Origin of the sequence: Streptomyces sp. NPDC050388 (assembly GCF_040655635.1) — a bacterium.
GTDB lineage: Bacteria > Actinomycetota > Actinomycetes > Streptomycetales > Streptomycetaceae > Streptomyces.
In genome coordinates, this window is record NZ_JBFAKH010000053.1 from 35948 (window position 1) to 56591 (window position 20644).

A 20644-nucleotide genomic window follows, 5' to 3' on the forward strand; every position below is an offset into this window, starting at 1 on the left:
ATGTCTGGTTCGCCGGTATTCAGTGATCTGTGTAGCAGGGAGAGCCGTCCGGAGGGGCGCCGCCGCGCCACACCGAGCCGGGCGTGCGGCTCGGCGGAGCCGCACGGCATCCCGTTCGGGGTCGGCACACGGTGCGCGTACGGGGTCGGTGATCCGCGTCAGGCTGCGGCAGACGCGCGTGCGGACGATCGGTGGATCGGCCGGGAGCACGCCGGAGGACGGCGGAAAGCGCGACGGGGGACGGCGGCGGATTCGGCGGAGAGCCCGGTGCTCCTCCCCCGGGCGGGTGGTGTGCCGGGCGAGGGGGATCCGGTCCTGTCGGCGTCGATGCCCCCGAGGCGCATGCCGTTGTCTCCGTTCGTCGGGCGGGCGGAACGGAGCACAGGTGCCCGCCCGACGCGCCGCCAAACACCCGGTGACCTGCCGGGTCGGACCCTCGAGGGCTTGCGCTCCTCAGTACGCCGGGAGCGTCCGGGGGCCGAGGTCGTCGCGGGCGGGCGGCGGGGCCAGGCGTACGGAGGCGCTGAGGACGCTCACGCCGTGGGTGGCGACGACCACCGGCTCCAGGCTGACGGCGACGACCTCGGGGTGGTCGTCGACCAGCCGCGACACCCGCAGCAGCAGTTCCTCCAGCGCGGGGGTGTCGACCGGGGTCGAGCCGCGCCAGCCGAACAGCAGGGGCGCGGTGCGGATCGACCTCACCAGGGAGGTCGCCTCCCGGTCGGTGACCGGGATCAGCCGGTGCGCCATGTCGCCCAGCAGCTGCGAAGGGGGCCCGGCGAGCCCGAAGGACAACACGGCACCGGCCGCGGAATCGATCACCGCGCGGACGATGGTGTCGACACCGCGCGGCGCCATCCGCTGCACGACGGGGCGCAGTTCCTCGGGCGTGCCGAGCTGCTGGGTCAGTTCGGCGTACGCCCGGCGCAGTTGCTCCTCGTTCGCCAGGTCCAGCCGTACGCCGCCCAGGTCGGCGCGGTGCCTGAGGTGCGGGGCGGTCACCTTGAGGGCGACGGGGTGGCCCAGGGTGCGGGCGGCCTCGGCGGCGGCGTCGGGCGTGGGAGCCGGGAGGGCGCGGTGGACGTGGATGCCGTAGGCGCCGAGCAGTTCGCAGGTCTCCTCGGTGCCGAGGGTCAGGTCCTGCCCGCGGGTCAGCTGAGCGTGGATGAGTCCGGCGGCGCCCTTCTCGTCGATGTCCTCGTACTCGGGCACCCTGCCGGGGTCGGCGGCGTCCCGCCGCCACTGGGCGTAGGTGACGGAGTGGGCGAGGGCGCGGACGGCGCGTTCGGCGGCGGGGTAGGCGGGGATGAGGTGGGCGTCCTCGGGGAGGAGCACGGGCGCCGGCGGAGGGCCGGCGGCGGGTGCGCGCTCCCCGGCCGGCGGCGCGGGGCGGGGCGGGGCCGCCGACTCCCCGGTCGGCGGCGCGGGGCGGGGCCGGGCGGACGACTCCGTCTGCGGGGCCGTGCTCGCCGCCGCCGACAGGGCCTCCGCCAGGCCGCCGAGTTCCACGTGGACCACCAGGACCGGCTTGGACGGGGTCGCGGCGGCGGCCGAGCGCAGCGCCTCGGCGAGCGCCGCATCGCCGACGGAACCGGCCGCCCTTCCCCCCAGCGCCGGGATCGCGGTCACGACCACCGCGTCGCAGGTGTCGTCGGCCAGCGCCCGGGACAGGGCCGCGTGGAAGTCCGCCGCCGACGCCGCGGTGGTGAGGTCCAGCGGGTGGTGCGGGCGCAGTCCTTCGGCGAGGCACGCCTCGTAGGTGAGCAGTCCCAGGGACTCGGAGTTGCCCACGATCGCCACCCGGGGCCCGGCCGGCAGCGGCTGGCGGGCGAGCAGCAGGCCCGCGTCGACCAGTTCCGTGATGGTGTCCACCCGGATCACCCCGGCCTGTCGCAGCAGCGCGGAGACGGTCTCGTGCGGCAGTCGCGTCGCGCGCACGGCGTGCCCGCGGGGACCCGCGCCGTGACGGGCGCCCTGGACCACGACGAGCGGCTTGACCGCCGCGGTCCGGCGGGCGAGGCGGGTGAACTTGCGGGGGTTGCCGATGGACTCCAGGTACATCAGGGCGACGTCGGTGTCCGGGTCGTCGTACCAGTACTGCATGACGTCGTTGCCGGAGACGTCGGCACGGTTGCCGGACGAGACGAAGGTGGACACGCCCGTGACGCCGGTGACGCCTCCGCCGCGCCGGTGCAGCCGCGACAGCAGGGCGATGCCGATGGCTCCGGACTGGGCGAACAGGCCGATGCGGCCGGGGCGCGGCATCTCGGGCGCGAGCGAGGCGTTCAGCCGCACGTCCGGGGAGGTGTTGATGACGCCGAACGCGTTCGGCCCGATGATCCGCATGCCGTACGTACGCGCCTGCCGGACGAGGGCGCGCTGGCGCTCACGGCCCTCGGGGCCCGCTTCGGCGTATCCGGCGGACGTCACGACGAGCCCCCGCACCCCGTGTTCGCCGCACTCGGCGACGACCTCGGGGACCTGCTCGGCGGGTACCGCGACGACGGCGAGGTCGACCTGCCCGTCGATGTCGCGCACCGAACGGTGGGCGGGCACCCTCGCGCCCCCGTCGCTCCCGTCGGGGCCGTCGAGTTCCTTCTGCTCCGGCGGGAAGGCCTTGTTCACGGCGTACAGGCGGCCGGTGAACCCGCCGTCCCGGATGTTGTCGAGGAGGCTGCGGCCCACGCCGCCGGGCCTGCGGCCGACGCCTATGACCGCGACCGAGCCGGGGGTGAGCAGGCGCCGCACGGAACGGGCCTCGGCACGCTGTTCGCGCGCCTGCTGCACGGCCAGCGAACGGTCGGTGGGTTCGAGGTCGAGCTCCAGGCGGACCACACCGTCCTCGAAGCTGCGCTTCTGGGTGTACCCGGCGTCCGTGAACACCTTGATCATCTTGCTGTTGGCCGGCAGCACCTCGGCGGCGAACCGGCGGATGCCGCGCTCGCGCGCGACGGCGGCGATGTGTTCGAGGAGGGCGGAGGCGATGCCCCGGCCCTGGTGGGCGTCCTGCACCAGGAAGGCGACCTCGGCCTCGTCGGAGACCGCGGGGGCGGGCGCTCCGGCGGGCGACGGGCGGGAGGAGGCAGGTGCTCCGTCGGGGCCGATCCGGTCGTAGCGTACGGTGGCGATGAACTCGCCGCCCACGGTGGCCGCGAGTCCCACCCGGTCCACGAAGTCGTGGTGTGTGAACCGGTGCACGTCCTTGGCGGACAGGCGAGGGTAGGGCGCGAAGAAGCGGTAGTACTTCGACTCGTCCGACACCTGCTCGTAGAAGCTGACCAGGCGCTCGGCGTCATCGACGGTGATGGGCCGCACGCGCGCGGTGCCGCCGTCGCGCAGCACCACGTCGGCTTCCCAGTGGGCGGGATACTCATGCCGGTCCGACGAGATCTGCATGGGCCCCAGAGTACGGCTCGCGTACGACGACGGCGCGAGGCAGTCTGTGGGTGCACGAGCCGGACCGAGGCCGCGGTCCGGTGTCACCGGGAGCGGGAACGAGTGCCGCTCCCGGTGTGGTTCCCGATATGGGAAACTGGTCTAGACAACCTGAACACCGAAGGGCAGCAACACATGGCTGAGCGCCGCGTCAACGTCGGCTGGGCCGAGGGCCTCCACGCCCGTCCCGCCTCCATCTTCGTCCGAGCCGCCACGGCCGCAGGCGTCCCGGTGACGATCGCCAAGGCCGACGGCAACCCCGTCAACGCGGCCTCCATGCTGGCCGTCCTGGGCCTGGGCGCCCAGGGCGGCGAGGAGATCGTCCTCGCTTCCGACGCCGAGGGCGCCGACGCCGCCCTGGACCGTCTGGCGAAGCTGGTCTCCGAGGGTCTCGAGGAGCTCCCCGAGACCGTCTGACGAGTTCTCCGGTTTCTCCGGCAGCGAGTGGAGCCGCGTCGCCCTTTCCGGGCGGCGCGGCTCCGTCCTTTCGGGAAGGACCCCGCGCCCGTGGACATCCGGCCGCTCGGCACGCGAAGAGCCCCGGCTCGGGAGCCGAGCCGGGGCGTCGGGGTGCGCGCTTCGGGCCGGAAGCGCCTCGGGTCAGAGGTTCACGCCGTGCGCGCGGAGGTAGGCGACCGGGTCGATGTCGGAGCCGTACTCGGCGGTCGTACGGGCCTCGAAGTGCAGATGCGCGCCGGTGACGTTGCCGGTGGCACCGGAGAGGCCGATCCGCTGTCCCGGGGTGACCCGCTGTCCCACCGAGACGGCGACGGACGACAGGTGGCCGTACTGGGTGTAGGTGCCGTCGTGCATCTTGATGACGACCTGGTTGCCGTAGGCGCCGCCCCAGCCGGCCTCCACGACGGTGCCCGTGCCGACCGAGAGCACGGGGGTGCCGCTCGCGGCGTGGAAGTCGACACCGGTGTGGCTGCCGGAGGACCAGACGGCGCCGCCGGACAGGTAACCGGTCGAGACGTAGGAACCCGCGATCGGCGACACGAAGGTGGTGAGGCGCTTGCGCTCGGCCTCCCGCGCGGCACGCTCCTCGGCCTCGCGGGCCCTCTCGGCCTCCTCGGCCGCCCTCTCCCGTGCGGCCTCCTCCGCGGCCTCGCGCGCGGCGTCCCGGGCCGCTTCCCGCGCGGCCTCGTGCTGGGCGGCCGCCTGGGCGTCGACCCGTGCGGCGACCTCCTCGCCCATGGCGATGACGGGGGTCAGGCCGGTCTGCTGCGCTGCGGGACCGGCGGCGGACGCCGTGGTCGCGAGGGAGCCGACCACGCCGGTGGTGGTGAGGGCCGCGACGCCCGCCGCCCTGGCGGTGCCGCGGTGCATGCGGCCGGGACGACGGTGCTTCCCGGAGGCGCGTGTGAACGCCATGGAGTGGGTGGTCCTTTCCTTCCCTCGCCTACCGGGTTAGCTGAAGGGTTCGGAGCAGGAAGGTCTCCTACGGGCCCCTCGCGACAGGCGCGGGCGTCCGATTCACCCCAGGGACTGCACGACGGGGTCCCCGGCTCCCCCCGGCTCGCGCCGTACGGGGACTCGGCGATGGCTGTCCGGTGCCGCGGGTGCGGCGCACTGCCCGACGAACAGCCCGGATGACGCTAAGCGGGGCGTCTTCCCATCCCCAAACGGATCCCGCCTTCTGTAGCGCATCCCACAGGGCAGACAGGACCTCTCCACCCCAATCCGGGCACAGGCGGGCCCTGGTGGCTCTCGTGCCACCAGGGCCCGCACGCGCGTGCGCTCCGCTTGCGCGCGCCGGCTACTCGGCGGGCACGACCGTGACCTCGCCGATGCCGAGCGCCTCGACGGGCGCCTTGATCTGCGCCGCGTCGCCGACCAGGACGGTCACGAGGCGGTCCACCGGGAAGGCGTTCACCACGGCCGCGGTGGCCTCCACGGTGCCGGTGGTGGCGAGCCGGCGGTACAGCTCGGCCTGGTAGTCGTCGGCCAGGTGCTGCTCCACCTGGTCGGCCAGGGTGCCGGCGACGGCCGAGGCGGTCTCGTACTTGAGCGGCGCGACCCCCACCAGGTTCTGCACGGCGACGTCACGCTCGGCGTCCGTGAGGCCTTCCGCGGCGAGCGTGCGCAGCACCGTCCACAGGTCCTCGAGCGCGGGCCCGGTGTTGGGGGTGTCGACGGAGCCGCTGATGGCGAGCATGGCCGCGCCCGTGGCCCCTCCGGAGGAGGAAGGGGGCGCGGACCTCAGGACCTGGCCGAACGACCGTACGCCGTAGGTGTAGCCCTTCTCCTCGCGCAGGACGCGGTCCAGGCGGGAGGTGAGGGTGCCGCCGAGGCAGTAGGTGCCGAGCACCTGCGCGGGCCACACGCGGTCGTGCCGGTCCGCTCCGACCCGGCCGATCAGCAGCTGCGTCTGCACGGCGCCGGGGCGGTCCACGATGACGACCCGGCCGGTGTCGTCGGCGACGATCGGCGGAACGGGCCGCGGCTCGGCTGCCGATCCGGTCCAGGAGCCGAGGGTGTCACCGAGCAGCTCGTCCAGGTCGATGCCGGTGAGGTCACCGACGACCACCGCGGTGGCGGTCGCGGGACGGACGTGCTTCTCGTGGAAGGCGCGTACGGCCGACGAGTCGATGCCGGCCACCGTCTCCTCGGTGCCCTGCCGCGGGCGGGACATCCGCGAAGCCGCCGGGAACAGCTCCTTGGAGAGTTCCTTGGCGGCACGACGGGAGGGGTTGGCCAGCTCGTGCGGGATCTCGTCGAGACGGTTGCGGACGAGGCGTTCGACCTCGCTGTCGGCGAACGCGGGCGCCCTGAGGGCGTCGGCGAGCAGCCCGAGCCCCTTGGCGAGCCGTGAGGCCGGCACCTCGAGGCTCAGGCGCACGCCGGGGTGGTCGGCGTAGGCGTCCAGGGTGGCGCCGCAGCGCTCCAGTTCGGCGGCGAACTCCTCGGCGGAGTGCTTGTCGGTGCCCTCGGAGAACGCCCTCGCCATGATCGTGGCGACACCGTCGAGGCCGTCGGGCTCGGCCTCCAGGGGCGCGTCGAGCAGCACCTCGACCGCGACGATCTGCTGGCCGGGACGGTGGCAGCGCAGGACGGTCAGACCGTTGCCGAGCGTGGTGCGCTCGGGGGCCGGGAAGGCCCAGGGCTTGGCCTCGCCCGCCTGCGGCTGGGGGTGGAAGTCCATCGTGGCAAGCTCGGTCACTTCGCCGTCTCCTCGTTCTCGTCGGTGCCGGCGGCCGCGGCTTCTTCGGTTCCGGAGGCCGCTGCTTCTTCGGACTCCCCTGCCTCGGGGGCGACGGGCTCATAGACGAGCACCGCGCGGTTGTCCGGGCGCAGGCGGGCCTCGGCGACCTCCCGGACGTCCTCGGCGGTCACGTCGAGGATGCGCCCGACGGCGGTGAGGGCGAGCTGCGGGTCGCCGAACAGGACGGCGTACCGGCACAGTTCGTCGGCCCGGCCGGCGACGGTGCTGAGCCGGTCCAGCCACTCGCGCTCCAACTGGGCCTGGGCGCGCTCCATCTCCTCGGCCGTGGGGCCCTCCTCGGCGAACCGGGTGAGCTCCTCGTCGATCGCCGCCTCGATGACCGGCACCTCCACGTCGCCGGACGCCTTCACGTCCAGCCAGCCCAGGGAGGGCGCCCCGGCCAGCCGGAGCAGGCCGAATCCGGCCGCCACGGCCGTACGGTCCCGGCGCACCAGCCGGTTGTAGAGCCGGGAGGACTCGCCGCCGCCGAGGACGGTGAGCGCCAGGTCCGCGGCGTCGCTCGCGCGCGTGCCGTCCTCGGGCAGCCGGTAGGCGGCCATCAGCGCACGCGCGGGGACCTCCTCCTCGACGAGCTCACGCAGCTCCTCGCCGATGATCTCGGGCAGCGAGCCGTCGCGGGGCTCGGGCTTGCCGTCGTGGGAGGGGATGGAGCCGAAGTACTTCTCGATCCAGGCGAGCGTCTGCTCCGGGTCGATGTCACCGACGACGGAGAGCACGGCGTTGTTCGGCGCGTAGTACGTGCGGAAGAAGGCGCGGGCGTCCTCCAGGGTGGCCGCGTCCAGGTCCGCCATCGAGCCGATGGGCGTGTGGTGGTACGGGTGGCCGTCCGGGAAGGCGAGGGCGGTCAGCTTCTCGAAGGCCGTGCCGTAGGGGACGTTGTCGTAGCGCTGGCGGCGCTCGTTCTTGACGACGTCCCGCTGGTTCTCCATGGACTCCTCGTCCAGGGCGGCCAGCAGGGAGCCCATGCGGTCGGCCTCGAGCCAGAGGGCGAGCTCCAACTGGTGGGCGGGCATGGTCTCGAAGTAGTTGGTCCGCTCGAAGCTGGTGGTGCCGTTGAGCGAGCCTCCGGCGCCCTGGACCAACTCGAAGTGTCCGTTGCCCTTCACCTGCCCGGACCCCTGGAACATCAGGTGCTCGAAAAGGTGAGCCAGGCCGGTGCGTCCCTTGACTTCGTGGCGCGAGCCGACGTCGTACCAGAGGCACACCGCCGCGACGGGGGTCAGGTGGTCCTCGGAGAGCACCACGCGCAGGCCGTTGGCCAAACGGTGCTCGGTCGCTGTCAGGCCCCCGGAGCCTGCCTGGGCTGTGGCCGTGTGACCCATGGGCATGTACGTCCCTTCGATCGCGGAGGCGGTCGCCGCATCCGCCGTTTGTGCCGGTCCTGCCACTGTATGCAAGCGTCCGGGGCGCCGAGGAGTTCCCGGACGGGGACCGGGTTCGCCCAGAGCGAGAACCGCGGGTTCCGGGTGGGGCGGGAGGATGCGGCCGTGGTCCGTGCGGCGTGTGGGGTCTCCCCCGGCGCGGCGCCCCTCCGCCGACCGAGGCCCGGCCCGCCCGCGACGCCGACGGCGCGTGCGCGTACTCTGCTCGCGCCACCGGCCCCGGCCCCCCGACGGAGGGCCGCGGCGGGGTCCTGGTCCCGGTTGTCGGTGCGGCGGTCCACAATGGTCCGCGTCAGATACCGTCCCACGCTTCAGCAAGGAGCCGGCAGCGATGGCCCGCCGCAGCACGAAGACCCCGCCGCCCGACGACTCGTACGAGGAGCGGATCCTCGACATCGACGTCGTCGACGAGATGCAGGGCTCCTTCCTCGAGTACGCGTACTCGGTCATCTACTCCCGCGCCCTGCCGGACGCGCGCGACGGCATGAAGCCGGTGCACCGCCGCATCGTCTACCAGATGAACGAGATGGGCCTGCGCCCCGACCGCGGCTACGTGAAGTGCGCGCGCGTGGTCGGCGAGGTCATGGGCAAGCTGCACCCCCACGGCGACGCGTCGATCTACGACGCCCTGGTGCGCATGGCGCAGCCCTTCTCGATGCGGGTCCCGCTGGTCGACGGCCACGGCAACTTCGGCTCCCTGGGCAACGACGACCCGCCGGCCGCCATGCGGTACACCGAGAGCCGGATGACCGAGGCCACGAGCCTGATGACCGAGTCCATCGACGAGGACACGGTCGACTTCGCGCCCAACTACGACGGCCAGGAGCGGGAGCCGGTGACCCTGCCCGCCGCGTTCCCGAACCTCCTGGTGAACGGGGCGTCGGGCATCGCGGTCGGCATGGCCACCAACATGCCGCCGCACAACCTCCGCGAGGTGATCGCGGCCGCCCGGCACCTGATCCGGTATCCGAACGCCGATCTCGACGCCCTGATGCGCCACGTGCCGGGCCCCGACCTGCCGACGGGCGGCAGGATCGTCGGCCTCCCGGGCATCCGGGACGCGTACGAGAAGGGCCGCGGCTCCTTCAAGATCCGTGCGACGGTCACCGTGGAGGACGTGACGGCCCGCAGGAAGGGCCTGGTCATCACCGAGCTGCCGTTCACGGTCGGCCCGGAGAAGGTGATCTCCAAGATCAAGGACCTGGTCGGCTCGAAGAAGCTCCTGGGCATCGCCGACGTCAAGGACCTCACCGACCGCGCGCACGGTCTGCGCCTGGTCGTCGAGATCAAGAACGGCTTCGTGCCGGAGGCGGTCCTGGAGCAGCTGTACAAGCTGACGCCCATGGAGGAGTCCTTCGGCATCAACAACGTGGCCCTGGTGGACGGCCAGCCGCTCACCCTGGGGCTCAAGGAACTGCTCGAGGTCTATCTCGACCACCGCTTCGAGGTCGTACGCCGCCGCTCGGAGTTCCGCCGCGGCAAGCGGCGCGACCGTCTGCACCTGGTCGAGGGCCTGCTCACCGCCCTGGTGGACATCGACGAGGTCATCCGCCTCATCCGCTCCAGCGAGAACTCCGCGCAGGCGAAGCAGCGTCTGATGGAGCGCTTCTCCCTGAGCGACATCCAGACGCAGTACATCCTGGACACCCCCCTGCGCCGCCTCACCAAGTTCGACCGCATCGAACTGGAGGCGGAGCAGGAGCGGTTGAACAAGGAGATCGAGGAGCTGACCCGCATCCTGGAGTCGGACGCGGAGCTGCGCAAGCTGGTCTCGGCCGAACTGGCCGCGGTGGCCAAGAAGTTCGGCAACGACCGCCGTACGGTCCTGCAGGAGTCGGCCGCCGTCCCGGCCGCCGCCGTGCCGCTTCAGGTGGCGGACGCTCCGTGCCGGGTGCTGCTGTCCGCCACGGGCCTGCTCGCCCGTACGGCGAACGCGGAGCCGTTCCCCGTGGACGCGGGCGCCAAGCGCGTCAAGCACGACTTGATCGTCTCGGCGGTACCGGCCACGGCCCGCGGCGAGGTGGGCGTGGTCACCTCGGCGGGGCGCCTGCTGCGGGTGAACGTCATCGACCTGCCCCAGCTTCCGGAGACCATGCCGACCCCGAACCTCGCGGGCGGGGTGCCGACGGCCGAGTTCGTCTCCCTCGCGGAGGACGAGCAGGTGGTCTGCCTGACGACGCTCGACGAGTCGTCGCCGGGCCTGGCGCTCGGCACACAGCAGGGTGTCGTCAAGCGCGTCGTGCCCGACTACCCCTCCAACAAGGAGGAGTTGGAGGTCATCACGCTCAAGGAGGGCGACCGGATCGTCGGCGCCGTCGAACTGCGCACAGGCGAGGAGGACCTGGTCTTCATCACCGACGACGCGCACCTGCTGCGTTATCAGGCCGCGCAGGTCCGTCCGCAGGGCCGTCCCGCCGGCGGCATGGCGGGCATCAAGCTCGCGGAGGGCGCGAAGGTCATCGCCTTCGCGGCGGTCGATCCGGCGGTGGACGCGGTGGTGCTCACGGTCGCGGGCTCACGCGGCACGCTGGACGACTCCGTCCAGACGACGGCCAAGCAGACCCCGTTCGACCAGTACCCGCGCAAGGGCCGGGCCACCGGCGGGGTGCGCTGCCAGCGGTTCCTCAAGGGCGAGGACTGCCTGTCCCTGGCCTGGGCCGGTCCCGCTCCGGCCCGCGCCTCACAGAAGAACGGCGCTCCGGTCGACCTGCCGCAGCCCGACCCGCGCCGCGACGGCTCGGGAGTGCCCATGCCGAAGACGGTGGCGGTGGTGGCGGGCCCGTCCTGACCCCGCCGATCGGCACCGGCGGGGTGCCCTAACCCCGCTGGTCGTCGGGCTCCCGTACGTAGCGCAGAACGCCCCACATGCCCTGCTCGTCGGTGTGCGGGGCGTCGGCCACGCAGGCCTCCAGCTCCTTGCGGAGCGTGGCTGCGTCGATGCCGGTCCCGATGAGCACCAGCTGCGTCAGCCGCTCCGCGCCGGCCGGCCACGCTTCCGGGTAGAACCGCAGGAACCGGCCGACGGCGTGCACGGCGTACCGGTTCCCGGTGTCGTACGGCCCGAAGTCGATGTACCCCTTGATCCGGTAGAGCCCTTCCGGCCGGCTGTCGAGGAACCGGATCAGCCGCCGGGGGTCGAGGGGCGCGGCGGAGGCGAAGGACAGGCTGTCGTACGCGGCGTGCAGGTGCCCGGTGTGCTCGTCGGCGTCGGCGGGGCCGTGCCGGGGCAGGTCGTCGAAGGAGAGCTGCCCGACGCGTTCCTCACTGGGCCTGCAGTCGAAGAGGAACTCCGGATCGACACGGCCGTGCGTGGCGGGAACGACGGCGGCGCGGTCGACGAGCGACCGCACGACGTCGAGCACGCGCTCCGCGTCCTTTGCCCGGTCGAGTTTGTTCACGACGACCAGATCGGCCAAGCCGAGATGCCGGTCGATCTCGGGGTGTCCGGCGCGTGTCCGCGCGAACTCGGCGGCGTCCACGACCTCGACGAGCCCGCCGTACACGATGCCGGGGTGCTCGCTGGCGAGCACCATCCGCACGAGCTCCTGCGGCTCGGCGAGACCGCTGGCCTCGATGACGATGACGTCGATCCCGGCGGACGGCCGTGCCAGCCGCTCGAGGTAGACGTCCAGCTCGCTGCCGTCGACGGCGCAGCACAGGCACCCGTTTCCGAGCGAGAGGGTCGAGTCGCCGAGCGCGCCGGCCACGGCCATGGCGTCGATCTCGATGGCACCGAAGTCGTTGACGACGGCCCCGATGCGACTGCCACCGCTGTGGTGGAGGAGGTGGTTGAGCAGGGTGGTCTTTCCGGATCCGAGAAACCCGGCCAGGACGACGACCGGAATCTGCCGACCGCTGCTGTGCTCCACTCCGCGACCCCTCCCGCACCCTCGCGTACACCGGCTCGCGCCTCGGCGTATGTCCGCGAACCGACTGACCCACCAGGATATGCGCGGCCGATCGACTCGTGCTCGCCGCCGGAACGGGGTACCCGTGAGCCGGAAAGCCACCTCGGAACGACTCAGGTTAGGCTCACCTCTGTGAGTACGTGCTCAATCCTGTCCCGCGAGCTCGACGAGCCCGTCGCGGGAACCGCGGCCACCGCGAGGACCTGGCTCCTGCTGGAGCAGCCCGGCCCGTGGGGCGCCAAGGCGCTCACGTCGAGCCACCTCGACCCCGCTCTGGGCCGCGCCCTGGAGGCCGCCACGAAGGGCACCGGAGTGCGGATCGCCCTCATCCGGCGCCCGGGACGACACGCGGACCCCCGGACGCCCGCCACCCGCCGGGTGTACGCGGCCCACACCGTTCCGGGAAGCACGTGGCTGCACGCCGCCGCGACCACGGACCCCGAGCGGCTGCTCGACCTCGACTTCACCGCTCTCGGCAGGGGGCAGAGCGGCACCTTCGACGCGGCGCTCGGCGGACGGCCGCACGACGGGGACCCGCTCGCCCTCGTCTGCACCAACGGCAAACGCGATCGCTGCTGCGCGCTCCTCGGACGGCCCCTGGCGGCCGAACTCACCGCCTCCGGGGTCCAGGGCGTCTGGGAGGTCACCCATCTGGGCGGGCACCGCTTCGCACCGACGGTGCTCGTGCTGCCCCACGGCTACGCGTACGGCAGGGCCGGGGCGCACACCGTCAAGGAGGCGCTGCACGGCGCGCAGGAGGGCCGGGTCGTCGTGAAGGGGTGCCGCGGGAGCTCCGCCTGGGAGCGCCCCGGCCAGGCGGCCGAGCTGGCCGTGCGTACCGAGGTGGGCGAGTACGCCGCCGAGGCGCTGACCGTCGTCCGGACGGACGGCGCGGCACCGCGCTGGCAGGTGCTCGTCGCGCACGTCGACGGGCGTCGGTGGCGGGTGGAGGTGGCGCAGGGCGCGTCCCTGCCGCCCCGCGCGGAGAGCTGCGGGGCGTCGGTGCTGGGCTCACCCGCGCGGATGGACGTGGTGGCGGTGCGCGAGGTGACCGTGGCGGCACTCGCGAGCTGACCGGCCGCGTGCGACTCCTCACGGACGACGGCTCCTCCTCGCAGGTCCTCCTCGCAGGTGCGGGGGATCCGCGCTGCCCCGGCGCCCACCCGCGTACCGTCATGGACATGCGCACCACCCCCCTCACCCGCCGCCTGCGCCTCGGCCTGCCGCGGCGGGTCTTCTCGCAGGTCCTGCTGATGCAGCTGGCGATCGCCGCGGGAGTCGCGGTGCTCGCGACCGGGCTGTTCCTCGCCCCGCTCGGTGCCCAGCTGGACGACCAGGCGATGCGGCGCTCGCTCGCCATCGCCCAGACCACCGCCCAGCAGTCACAGATCGCACGGGACCTGCGGAGCACGTCGCCCACGCCGGACGGACCGGTGCAGCGGGAGGCGGAACGGATCCGGAAGGCCACCGGCGCCGAGTACGTGGTGGTGCTGGACCGCCGGGGCGTGCGCTGGTCGCACACCGACCCCCGCAGGATCGGCGGCCCGGTCTCGACCGATCCCGGCGAGGCCCTGGCGGGGCGCGAGGTCATGGAGATCGACAACGGCACGCTGGGGCGCTCCGCACGCGGCAAGGTCCCGCTGCGCGACGGCGACGGCGAGATCATCGGGGCGGTCTCGGTCGGCATCGCCTACGACAGTGTCCGGGCCCGGTTGATCCACGCGATCCCGGGGCTCTTCGCGTACGCGGGCGGGGCGCTGGCCGTGGGCGCGCTCGCGGCCTGGCTCGTCTCCCGGCGGGTGCAGCGGCAGACCAGGGACCTGGCCTTCTCCGACATCGCGGCGCTGCTCGCGGAACGCGAGGCGATGCTGCACGGCATCCGGGAGGGCGTCGTCGCCCTCGACCGCACCGGCCGTGTCCGTCTCCTCAACGACGAGGCCCGGCGCCTGCTGGACCTCGGTGACGAGGCCGTGGGCCGCTCCCCCGAGGAGGCGCTCGGCACGGGCCGGACGGCCGACGTGCTGGCCGGCCGGGTGACCGGCACCGACCTGCTCACCGTCCGCGGGCAGCGCGTCCTGGTCGCCAACCGTATGCCGACCGGCGACGGCGGCGCCGTGGCCACCCTCCGCGACCGTACGGAGCTGGACCGGCTCGGCCGGGAACTGGACTCCACGCGCGGGCTGATCGACGCGCTGCGCGCCCAGGACCACGAGCACGCCAACCGCATGCACACCCTGCTCGGGCTGCTCGAACTCGAGATGTACGACGACGCCGTGGAGTTCGTCGGCGAGGTCGTCGGCGACCACCGGGCGACGGCGGAGCAGGTCACCGAGAAGATCCGCGACCCGCTGCTCGCCGCCCTGCTGGTGGGCAAGGCGACGGTCGCGGCCGAGCGGGCCGTGGCCCTGTGGATCTCGGACCGGACCCGGCTGCCGGACCGGCTGGTCGACCCCCGGGGCCTGGTCACCATCGTCGGGAACCTGGTGGACAACGCGCTCGACGCCGTCGCGGGCGCGCCGCACGCGCGCGTGGAGGTCGAACTGCGCGCCGAGGGACGTACGGTGGTGCTCGGCGTACGCGACACCGGACCTGGAATTCCCGCGGAGCGACGCGAGTTGATCTTCACTGAGGGCTGGTCCACCAAGAAGCCGCCGGACCACCGCGAGCGGGGCATCGGGCTCTCCCTCGTCCGCAGGCTCGCCGAACGCCAGGGCGGCACCGCGGTCGTGGACGAGGCGGACGGCGGGGGCGCGGAGTTCACCGTGGTCCTGCCCGAGGCACTGACCGAGCCGGGCCCGCCGGCCGCCCTCACCGGGGCGCCCGTCCCCGTGTTCGTCCCCCTGCCCGTCCCGCAGACCACCGAGGAGGAGCCGTGATGATCGAGGTCCTGGTCGTGGACGACGACGTCCGGGTCGCGCACGTCAACGCCGCCTACGTCGAGAAGGTGCCCGGTTTCCACGTGGCCGGTGAGGCGCACAGCGCGGCCGAGGCGCTCACCCTGCTGGAGACGCTCCCCCGGCTGGACCTGGTGCTCCTGGACCACTGTCTGCCCGACCGGACGGGCCTCGAGGTCGTCCGGGAGATGCGCGGGCGCGGCCACCAGACCGATGTGATCATGGTGACGGCGGCGCGGGACGTGTCCACCGTGCAGGCGGCGATGCGGCAGGGCGCACTGCAGTACCTGGTCAAGCCGTTCGCCTTCGCCGGGCTGCGCACCAAGCTGGAGGCCTACGCGGAACTGCGCCGCGTCCTGGACGGCGGTGGCGAGGCGGAACAGGCCGAAGTGGACCGCATCTTCAGCATCCCGTCGGCGTCGGCGCCGGCGGAGCCCGGTCTGCCCAAGGGGCACTCCCCCACCACCGCGGAACTGGTACGCCGGAGCCTGCTGAACGCCGGCGGCCCGCTGTCGGCCCAGGAGCTCGCCGACCGCACGGGGGTGAGCCGCCAGACCGCGCAGCGCTACCTCAAGCTCCTGGAGCGCACGGGACGGGCCACGCTGACCCTCAAGTACGGCGACGCGGGCCGCCCGGAACACCTTTACGTGTGGGCGGGCCGCGTCTGAGGACGCGGGACACCCCGGGGCCCGGGCGTCACACCGCCCCCGCACCGGTCAGCGACCGTACCTCGCTCTCCGCGTGCTTGGCCTCGTCGGGGGCCTCGGCCGAGGTGACCGTGCCGAGCCAGCCCGCCAGGAACCCCAGCGGGATGGAGACCAGGCCGGGATTCTGGAGCGGGAAGAGCTGGAAATCGACATCCGGGAACAGGGAGTCAGGGCTGCCGGAGACCACCGGGGACAGCAGCACCAGCACCACGGCCGGGACCAGGCCGCCGTAGACGGCCCACACGGCACCACTGGTGGTGAACCCCCGCCAGAACAGGGAGTAGAGCAGCACGGGCAGGTTGGCGGAGGCGGCCACGGCGAAGGCCAGCCCGACGAGGAAGGCGACGTTGAGGTCACGGGCCAGCAGGCCGAGCGCGATCGCGAGCACGCCGATGCCGACGGCTGCCACCCGGGCCACGGTCACCTCACTGTGCGGCTTCCCGCGGCGGCGCAGGGACGCGTACAGGTCGTGGGCGACGGACGCCGAGGAGGCGAGCGTGATCCCGGCGACGACGGCGAGGATCGTGGCGAAGGCGACCGCTGCGACGATCGCGAACAGGACTGTTCCACCGGTGGAGTCGGCGCCGCCGCCGAGGTCGAGCGCCAGCAGGGGAACCGCCGTGTTTCCGGCCGCGTTGGACCCGCGCACGGCCTCCGGTCCGACGACGGCGGCCGCGCCGAACCCGAGGACGATCGTCATCAGGTAGAACCCGCCGATGAGCCCGATCGACCAGACGACCGAGCGCCGTGCCGCCCGCGCGGTCGGGACGGTGTAGAAGCGGGACAGGATGTGCGGCAGCCCCGCCGTACCCAGCACCAGGGCGAGCCCCAGACTGACGAAGTCGAACCGGGAGGTCCAGTCCCCGCCGTAGGCGAGCCCGGGAGCCAGGAACGCCTCCCCGTGACCGCTGCGCTCGGCCGCCGTGAGCAGCAGGCGGTTGAAGTCGCCGTGGAACCGGAGCAGGACGAGGACGGTCAGCGCGATGGTGCCGCCGAGCAGCAGGACCGCCTTGACGATCTGGATCCAGGTGGTGGCCCGCATCCCTCCCATCGAGACGTAGACCACCATGAGCGCGCCGACCCCGACGACGGTCCAGGCCTGCGCCGCCTCGCTCCGGCCGCCGAGCAGCAGCGCGACCAGGCTGCCCGCACCCACCATCTGCGCCACCAGATACAGCACGGACACGGTGACCGACGAAGTTCCCGCGGCGATGCGCACGGGCCGTTCCCGCATCCGCGCCGCCACCACGTCGGCGAGGGTGAACCGCCCGCAGTTGCGCACCAGTTCCGCGACCAGGAACAGGACCACGAGCCAGGCCACCAGGAAGCCCACCGAGTACAGCATCCCGTCGTAGCCGAAGAGCGCGATCAGCCCGGAGATGCCGAGGAAGGAGGCGGCCGACATGTAGTCGCCCGCGATGGCAAAACCATTCTCCATCGGTGAGAAGAGCCGGCCACCGGCGTAGAACTCCTCGGCCGATCCCTGCCGCCTGCGGCTCACCCAGGTGGTGATCCCCAGCGTGACCGCGACGAACACGCTGAACAGCAGCAGGGTCAGCGTCTGGTGATCCCCCGTCACGAGACACCGCCCCGCTCCCGCGCCAACTCCTGGGTGTCCCAGCGGAGTTCCAGCGCGGCCCGGTCCCTGCGCAGCCTCGCGTGCCGGGTGTAGGCCCAGGTGAGCAGGAAGGTGGTCAGGAACTGGCCGAGCCCGGCGAGCAGCCCCACGTTCACGGCGCCGGCCACCGGTCGGGCCATGAGGTCCGGCGCGGCCGTGGCGGTGACGACGTACGCCACGTACCAGGCGCAGAAGACGACGACCGCCGGGACCACGAAACTCCGGTAGCGACGGCGCACCTCCTGGAACGCCGCACTGCGCTGCACCTGGAGGTACACGTCGACCGCGTCCGCGACCCCCTCCTGCCGGCGTACCGCCGGTTCCGCCGGCCTCACCGCCGGAAGCGCCGGGTGCACCGCCGTCGGCGCTCCGGCGCCGGCCGGCTCACCCCAGCCCGAGGCGAGGGCGTCGTACCAGGGATCGTCGTAACCCACGTCTGCGGGACCGCCTCCACCCGGGTGGGGACGATCATTGCTTTGCTGCATGCCCAAGGATGGACAGAACGGGAAGATCCCCGACTCTTCTTCCCGTTCCACTTCACCCCATCAGGTGACGGCGTGCTCGCTACGCGTCGATGCGCGACCGGTCGAGCGTCGCCGCCGAGTTGGAGATGAACTCCTTGCGCGGAGCGACGTCGTTGCCCATGAGCAGATCGAAGACCTGCTCGGCGGACTCCAGATCGGTGAGGTTGATCCGGCGCAGGGTGCGGTGCCGCGGGTCCATGGTGGTCTCGGCCAGCTGGTCGGCGTCCATCTCGCCGAGGCCCTTGTAGCGCTGGATCGAGTCCTTGTAGCGGATTCCCTTGGTCTGGAAGTCCAACAGCTTGTCGCGCAGCTCACGGTCCGAGTACGTGTAGACGTACTTCTCCTGCCCCTTCTTGGGCTGGACGAGTTCGATGCGGTGCAGCGGCGGCACCGCGGCGAACACCCGACCGGACTCGACCATGGGCCGCATGTAGCGGTGGAACAGCGTCAGGAGCAGGGTGCGGATGTGGGAGCCGTCCACATCGGCGTCGGTCATCATGATGATCTTGCCGTAGCGGGCCGTGTCGATGTCGAAGGTCCGCCCCGATCCAGCCCCTATGACCTGGATGATCGCACCGCACTCCGCGTTCTTCAGCATGTCCGTCACGGACGACTTCTGAACGTTGAGGATCTTGCCGCGGATCGGCAGCAGCGCCTGGAACTCGGAGTTCCGGGCGAGCTTGGCCGTACCGAGCGCGGAGTCCCCCTCGACGATGAACAGCTCACTGCGCTCGACGTCGTCGCTGCGGCAGTCGGCCAGCTTGGCGGGCAGGGAGGAGGTTTCCAGCGCGGTCTTGCGGCGCTGGGCGTCCTTGTGCTGACGGGCGGCGATACGGGTACGGGCCGCGGCGACGGCCTTCTCCAGGACAACCCGGGCCTGCTGGGCGTCGTCGCGCTTGGTGGAGGTCAGGAAGGCCCTGAGCTCACGGGAGATCACCGTGTTCACGATGCGGCGGGCCGCCGAGGTGCCGAGGACCTCCTTGGTCTGGCCCTCGAACTGCGGCTCGGCCAGGCGGACGGTGACGACGGCCGTGAGGCCCTCCAGGGCGTCGTCCTTGACGATGTCGTCCTCGGCCACGCGCAGCAGCTTCTTCGCGCGCAGCACCTCGTTCACGGTCTTGGCGACGGCCTGCTCGAATCCGGCGACATGGGTGCCCCCCTTGGGGGTGGCGATGATGTTGACGAACGACCGGAGCGTCGTGTCGTAGCCGGTCCCCCAGCGCATCGCGACGTCGACGCCGAGTTCACGGGTCATCTCGGTGGGTGTCATCTGGCCGTGCTCGTCCAGAACCGGGACCGTCTCCTTGAAGGTGCCCTGGCCCGTGAAGCGGAGGGTGTCGCAGACGGCCTTGTCGGTGGCCAGGAACTCGCAGAACTCGCTGATGCCGCCGTCGAAGCGGAAGGACTCCTCACCTTTGCTGTCGCCGTCGCCGAGCCCGTACTCGTCACGGACGACGATGGTCAGACCCGGCACCAGGAAAGCGGTCTGGCGGGCACGCTGGTGCAGGGTCTCCAGGGTGAGCCTGGCGTCCTTGAGGAAGATCTGGCGGTCGGCCCAGTAGCGCACGCGGGTGCCGCTGCGGGTCTTCGGGATCTTCTTGGCCTTGCGCAGTCCGCTCCCGGCCTCGAACTTCGCGTCGGGGCCGGCGGCGGCGAAGGCGCCGGGGACCCCACGGCGAAAGCTGATCGCGTGGGTGTGCCCGCCGCGGTCCACCTCGACGTCCAGCCGCGCGGACAGCGCGTTGACGACGGACGCGCCGACGCCGTGCAGTCCGCCGGACGCGGCGTACGAGCCGCCGCCGAACTTGCCGCCGGCGTGCAGCTTGGTCATGACGACCTCGACACCGGAGAGGCCGGTCTTGGGTTCCACGTCGACCGGGATGCCGCGGCCGTTGTCCCGGACCTCCACCGAGCCGTCGTCGTGGAGGACCACCTCGATGTGGTCGCAGTGGCCCCCGAGGGCCTCGTCCACCGAGTTGTCGATGATCTCCCACAGGCAGTGCATCAGACCGCGGCTGTCGGTCGATCCGATGTACATCCCGGGGCGTTTCCGCACGGCCTCGAGCCCCTCGAGGACGAGCAGGTGCCGCGCGGTGTAGTTGGAACCGTCCCGGTCTGCTCCTGCCAGCAGCGCTGTGGACGGCACGGACGTCTCGGCGGTCACGCGGTTCGCTCCTCGCTGAATTTCAGATGGGGCCCTCATGGGTAAGGGCACGTCACTTGTCACCGGTGAGAGGGTACAGAGGCCTGGTAGAGCCGTTGTAACGCCACCCTCGTCTGAAACGTAGACTAGTCGAGAGTCGTATACCTGTTCGATCCCTCGATGGAGTGAAGCACACATCACGTTCCCTTCCAGGCATGAACCATTTAGGCTCCGGGCACGTCCTCAAGAACAACCGGCAACCCAGCCGGGAGGGCCGACCACCACCGATCCGACGCGAATCCGTACGACGACACAGCCACGCGATACGGCACATTCGCCCCCAACCGGCAACACCCAGCCACCTCGGAAAGAATTTTTCGAGAAGAAGCCACGAGCGGGAACGTTTTGGGGCTGGTTGGATGTTGACCCTGGTACGACAGCTCGTCGAGCTAGAGAAGAGGCGACGTGACTACTGTTCTGACCCCCGCGAGCCCGCTGACGGCCGCCGATCGCTGCGACCGCTGCGGCGCCCAGGCATACCTGCGCGTCGTCCTGCTGAGCGGCGGAGAACTGCTCTTCTGCGCCCACCACGGCCGCAAGTTCGAGCCGGAACTCAAGAAGATCGCCGCCGAGATACAGGACGAGACGGAGCGGCTGACCTCACCCTCGGCGGGTGCCGCCGAGGAAGAGCGCTGACACCTCGCGCACCACGACGGGCCGGCCCGGCACGGGCCGACAGGGAGGGCGGTCGCCTCCGAAGCGGAGGCCACGACCCGGAGGTCGTGGGGTGCGCGTTCGGCGGCGGCG

Annotated in this window: 14 protein-coding genes and 1 riboswitch; of the genes, 6 read left to right on the forward strand and 8 right to left on the reverse strand. The window is 72.2% G+C overall.

Features of this window, described 5'->3' with window-relative positions; translation table 11 throughout:
- Positions 1 to 453 precede the first annotated feature (453 nt).
- Positions 454 to 3396: a GNAT family N-acetyltransferase gene (locus AB0I73_RS26950; protein ID WP_363041465.1), complete on the reverse strand. Its 2943-nt coding sequence runs from the start codon at positions 3394 to 3396 to the stop codon at positions 454 to 456.
- A gap of 174 nt (positions 3397 to 3570) precedes the next feature.
- Here AB0I73_RS26950 and AB0I73_RS26955 point away from each other — a divergent pair, with 174 nt between their 5' ends.
- The gene (locus AB0I73_RS26955; RefSeq protein WP_003993478.1) at positions 3571 to 3852 is read left to right on the forward strand and encodes an HPr family phosphocarrier protein; all 282 of its coding nucleotides are present in this window, start codon (positions 3571 to 3573) and stop codon (positions 3850 to 3852) included.
- A 183-nt stretch (positions 3853 to 4035) separates the two neighbouring features.
- Here the strand turns inward: AB0I73_RS26955 and AB0I73_RS26960 are convergent, their stop codons facing one another.
- The 3 genes from AB0I73_RS26960 to AB0I73_RS26970 form a co-directional block, all read right to left on the reverse strand.
- Positions 4036 to 4809, reverse strand: a complete 774-nt coding sequence (locus AB0I73_RS26960; protein ID WP_363041468.1) for a M23 family metallopeptidase — start codon at positions 4807 to 4809, stop codon at positions 4036 to 4038.
- A gap of 8 nt (positions 4810 to 4817) precedes the next feature.
- A riboswitch (cyclic di-AMP (ydaO/yuaA leader) is annotated at positions 4818 to 4987 on the reverse strand.
- Between the two features lie 207 nt (positions 4988 to 5194).
- Complete coding sequence (locus AB0I73_RS26965; RefSeq protein ID WP_363041470.1) at positions 5195 to 6598, reverse strand: pitrilysin family protein; 1404 nt, start codon at positions 6596 to 6598, stop codon at positions 5195 to 5197.
- Entirely contained in the window at positions 6595 to 7983 is a 1389-nt protein-coding gene (locus AB0I73_RS26970) for a pitrilysin family protein (RefSeq protein WP_363041472.1), read from the reverse strand. The genes AB0I73_RS26965 and AB0I73_RS26970 overlap by 4 nt, the downstream gene beginning before the upstream one ends.
- Positions 7984 to 8374: 391 nt before the next feature.
- Here AB0I73_RS26970 and AB0I73_RS26975 point away from each other — a divergent pair, with 391 nt between their 5' ends.
- Positions 8375 to 10831 carry a DNA topoisomerase IV subunit A gene (locus AB0I73_RS26975; RefSeq protein WP_363041474.1) on the forward strand — a complete coding sequence of 819 codons (2457 nt, stop codon included), beginning with the start codon at positions 8375 to 8377 and terminating at the stop codon, positions 10829 to 10831.
- A 28-nt stretch (positions 10832 to 10859) separates the two neighbouring features.
- Here the strand turns inward: AB0I73_RS26975 and AB0I73_RS26980 are convergent, their stop codons facing one another.
- A complete protein-coding gene (locus AB0I73_RS26980) occupies positions 10860 to 11912 on the reverse strand; it encodes a GTP-binding protein (protein ID WP_363041476.1) in 1053 nt (350 codons plus the stop codon).
- Between the two features lie 171 nt (positions 11913 to 12083).
- On the opposite strand from AB0I73_RS26980, the gene AB0I73_RS26985 reads away from it, so the two are divergent.
- The 3 genes from AB0I73_RS26985 to AB0I73_RS26995 all read left to right on the forward strand — a co-directional run bounded on the left by AB0I73_RS26985 (position 12084) and on the right by AB0I73_RS26995 (position 15513).
- A complete protein-coding gene (locus AB0I73_RS26985) occupies positions 12084 to 13025 on the forward strand; it encodes a sucrase ferredoxin (RefSeq protein WP_363041478.1) in 942 nt (313 codons plus the stop codon).
- Positions 13026 to 13132: 107 nt separating this feature from the next.
- On the forward strand, positions 13133 to 14827 hold the full coding sequence (locus AB0I73_RS26990; protein WP_363041480.1) for a sensor histidine kinase: 1695 nt from the start codon (positions 13133 to 13135) through the stop codon (positions 14825 to 14827).
- Positions 14827 to 15513 carry a response regulator gene (locus AB0I73_RS26995; RefSeq protein ID WP_363041482.1) on the forward strand — a complete coding sequence of 229 codons (687 nt, stop codon included), beginning with the start codon at positions 14827 to 14829 and terminating at the stop codon, positions 15511 to 15513. Before AB0I73_RS26990 ends, AB0I73_RS26995 begins: the two co-directional genes overlap by 1 nt.
- 28 nt (positions 15514 to 15541) lie before the next feature.
- Here AB0I73_RS26995 and AB0I73_RS27000 read toward each other — a convergent pair whose 3' ends face one another.
- The 3 genes from AB0I73_RS27000 to AB0I73_RS27010 form a co-directional block, all read right to left on the reverse strand.
- Positions 15542 to 17131 (reverse strand): cation acetate symporter, encoded by a 1590-nt coding sequence (locus AB0I73_RS27000; protein WP_363041483.1) that lies wholly within the window; start codon positions 17129 to 17131, stop codon positions 15542 to 15544.
- On the reverse strand, positions 17128 to 17655 hold the full coding sequence (locus tag AB0I73_RS27005; RefSeq protein WP_363041495.1) for a DUF485 domain-containing protein: 528 nt from the start codon (positions 17653 to 17655) through the stop codon (positions 17128 to 17130). The genes AB0I73_RS27000 and AB0I73_RS27005 overlap by 4 nt, the downstream gene beginning before the upstream one ends.
- Positions 17656 to 17734: 79 nt before the next feature.
- Positions 17735 to 19858: a DNA topoisomerase IV subunit B gene (locus AB0I73_RS27010; protein WP_363041485.1), complete on the reverse strand. Its 2124-nt coding sequence runs from the start codon at positions 19856 to 19858 to the stop codon at positions 17735 to 17737.
- Between the two features lie 444 nt (positions 19859 to 20302).
- Between AB0I73_RS27010 and AB0I73_RS27015 the strand changes: the two genes are divergently transcribed.
- Positions 20303 to 20533 (forward strand): hypothetical protein, encoded by a 231-nt coding sequence (locus tag AB0I73_RS27015; protein WP_363041487.1) that lies wholly within the window; start codon positions 20303 to 20305, stop codon positions 20531 to 20533.
- Positions 20534 to 20644 lie beyond the last annotated feature (111 nt).

Bases quoted from the DNA above. Each gene is read 5' to 3' on its own strand.
- AB0I73_RS26975 (WP_363041474.1), top strand. From the start codon at position 8,375: ATGGCCCGCCGCAGCACGAAGACCCCGCCGCCCGACGACTCGTACGAG.
- AB0I73_RS27005 (WP_363041495.1), bottom strand. From the start codon at position 17,655: ATGCAGCAAAGCAATGATCGTCCCCACCCGGGTGGAGGCGGTCCCGCA.
- AB0I73_RS26955 (WP_003993478.1), top strand. From the start codon at position 3,571: ATGGCTGAGCGCCGCGTCAACGTCGGCTGGGCCGAGGGCCTCCACGCC.
- AB0I73_RS26950 (WP_363041465.1), bottom strand. From the start codon at position 3,396: ATGCAGATCTCGTCGGACCGGCATGAGTATCCCGCCCACTGGGAAGCC.
- AB0I73_RS26990 (WP_363041480.1), top strand. From the start codon at position 13,133: ATGCGCACCACCCCCCTCACCCGCCGCCTGCGCCTCGGCCTGCCGCGG.
- AB0I73_RS26970 (WP_363041472.1), bottom strand. From the start codon at position 7,983: ATGGGTCACACGGCCACAGCCCAGGCAGGCTCCGGGGGCCTGACAGCG.
- AB0I73_RS26960 (WP_363041468.1), bottom strand. From the start codon at position 4,809: ATGGCGTTCACACGCGCCTCCGGGAAGCACCGTCGTCCCGGCCGCATG.
- AB0I73_RS26995 (WP_363041482.1), top strand. From the start codon at position 14,827: ATGATCGAGGTCCTGGTCGTGGACGACGACGTCCGGGTCGCGCACGTC.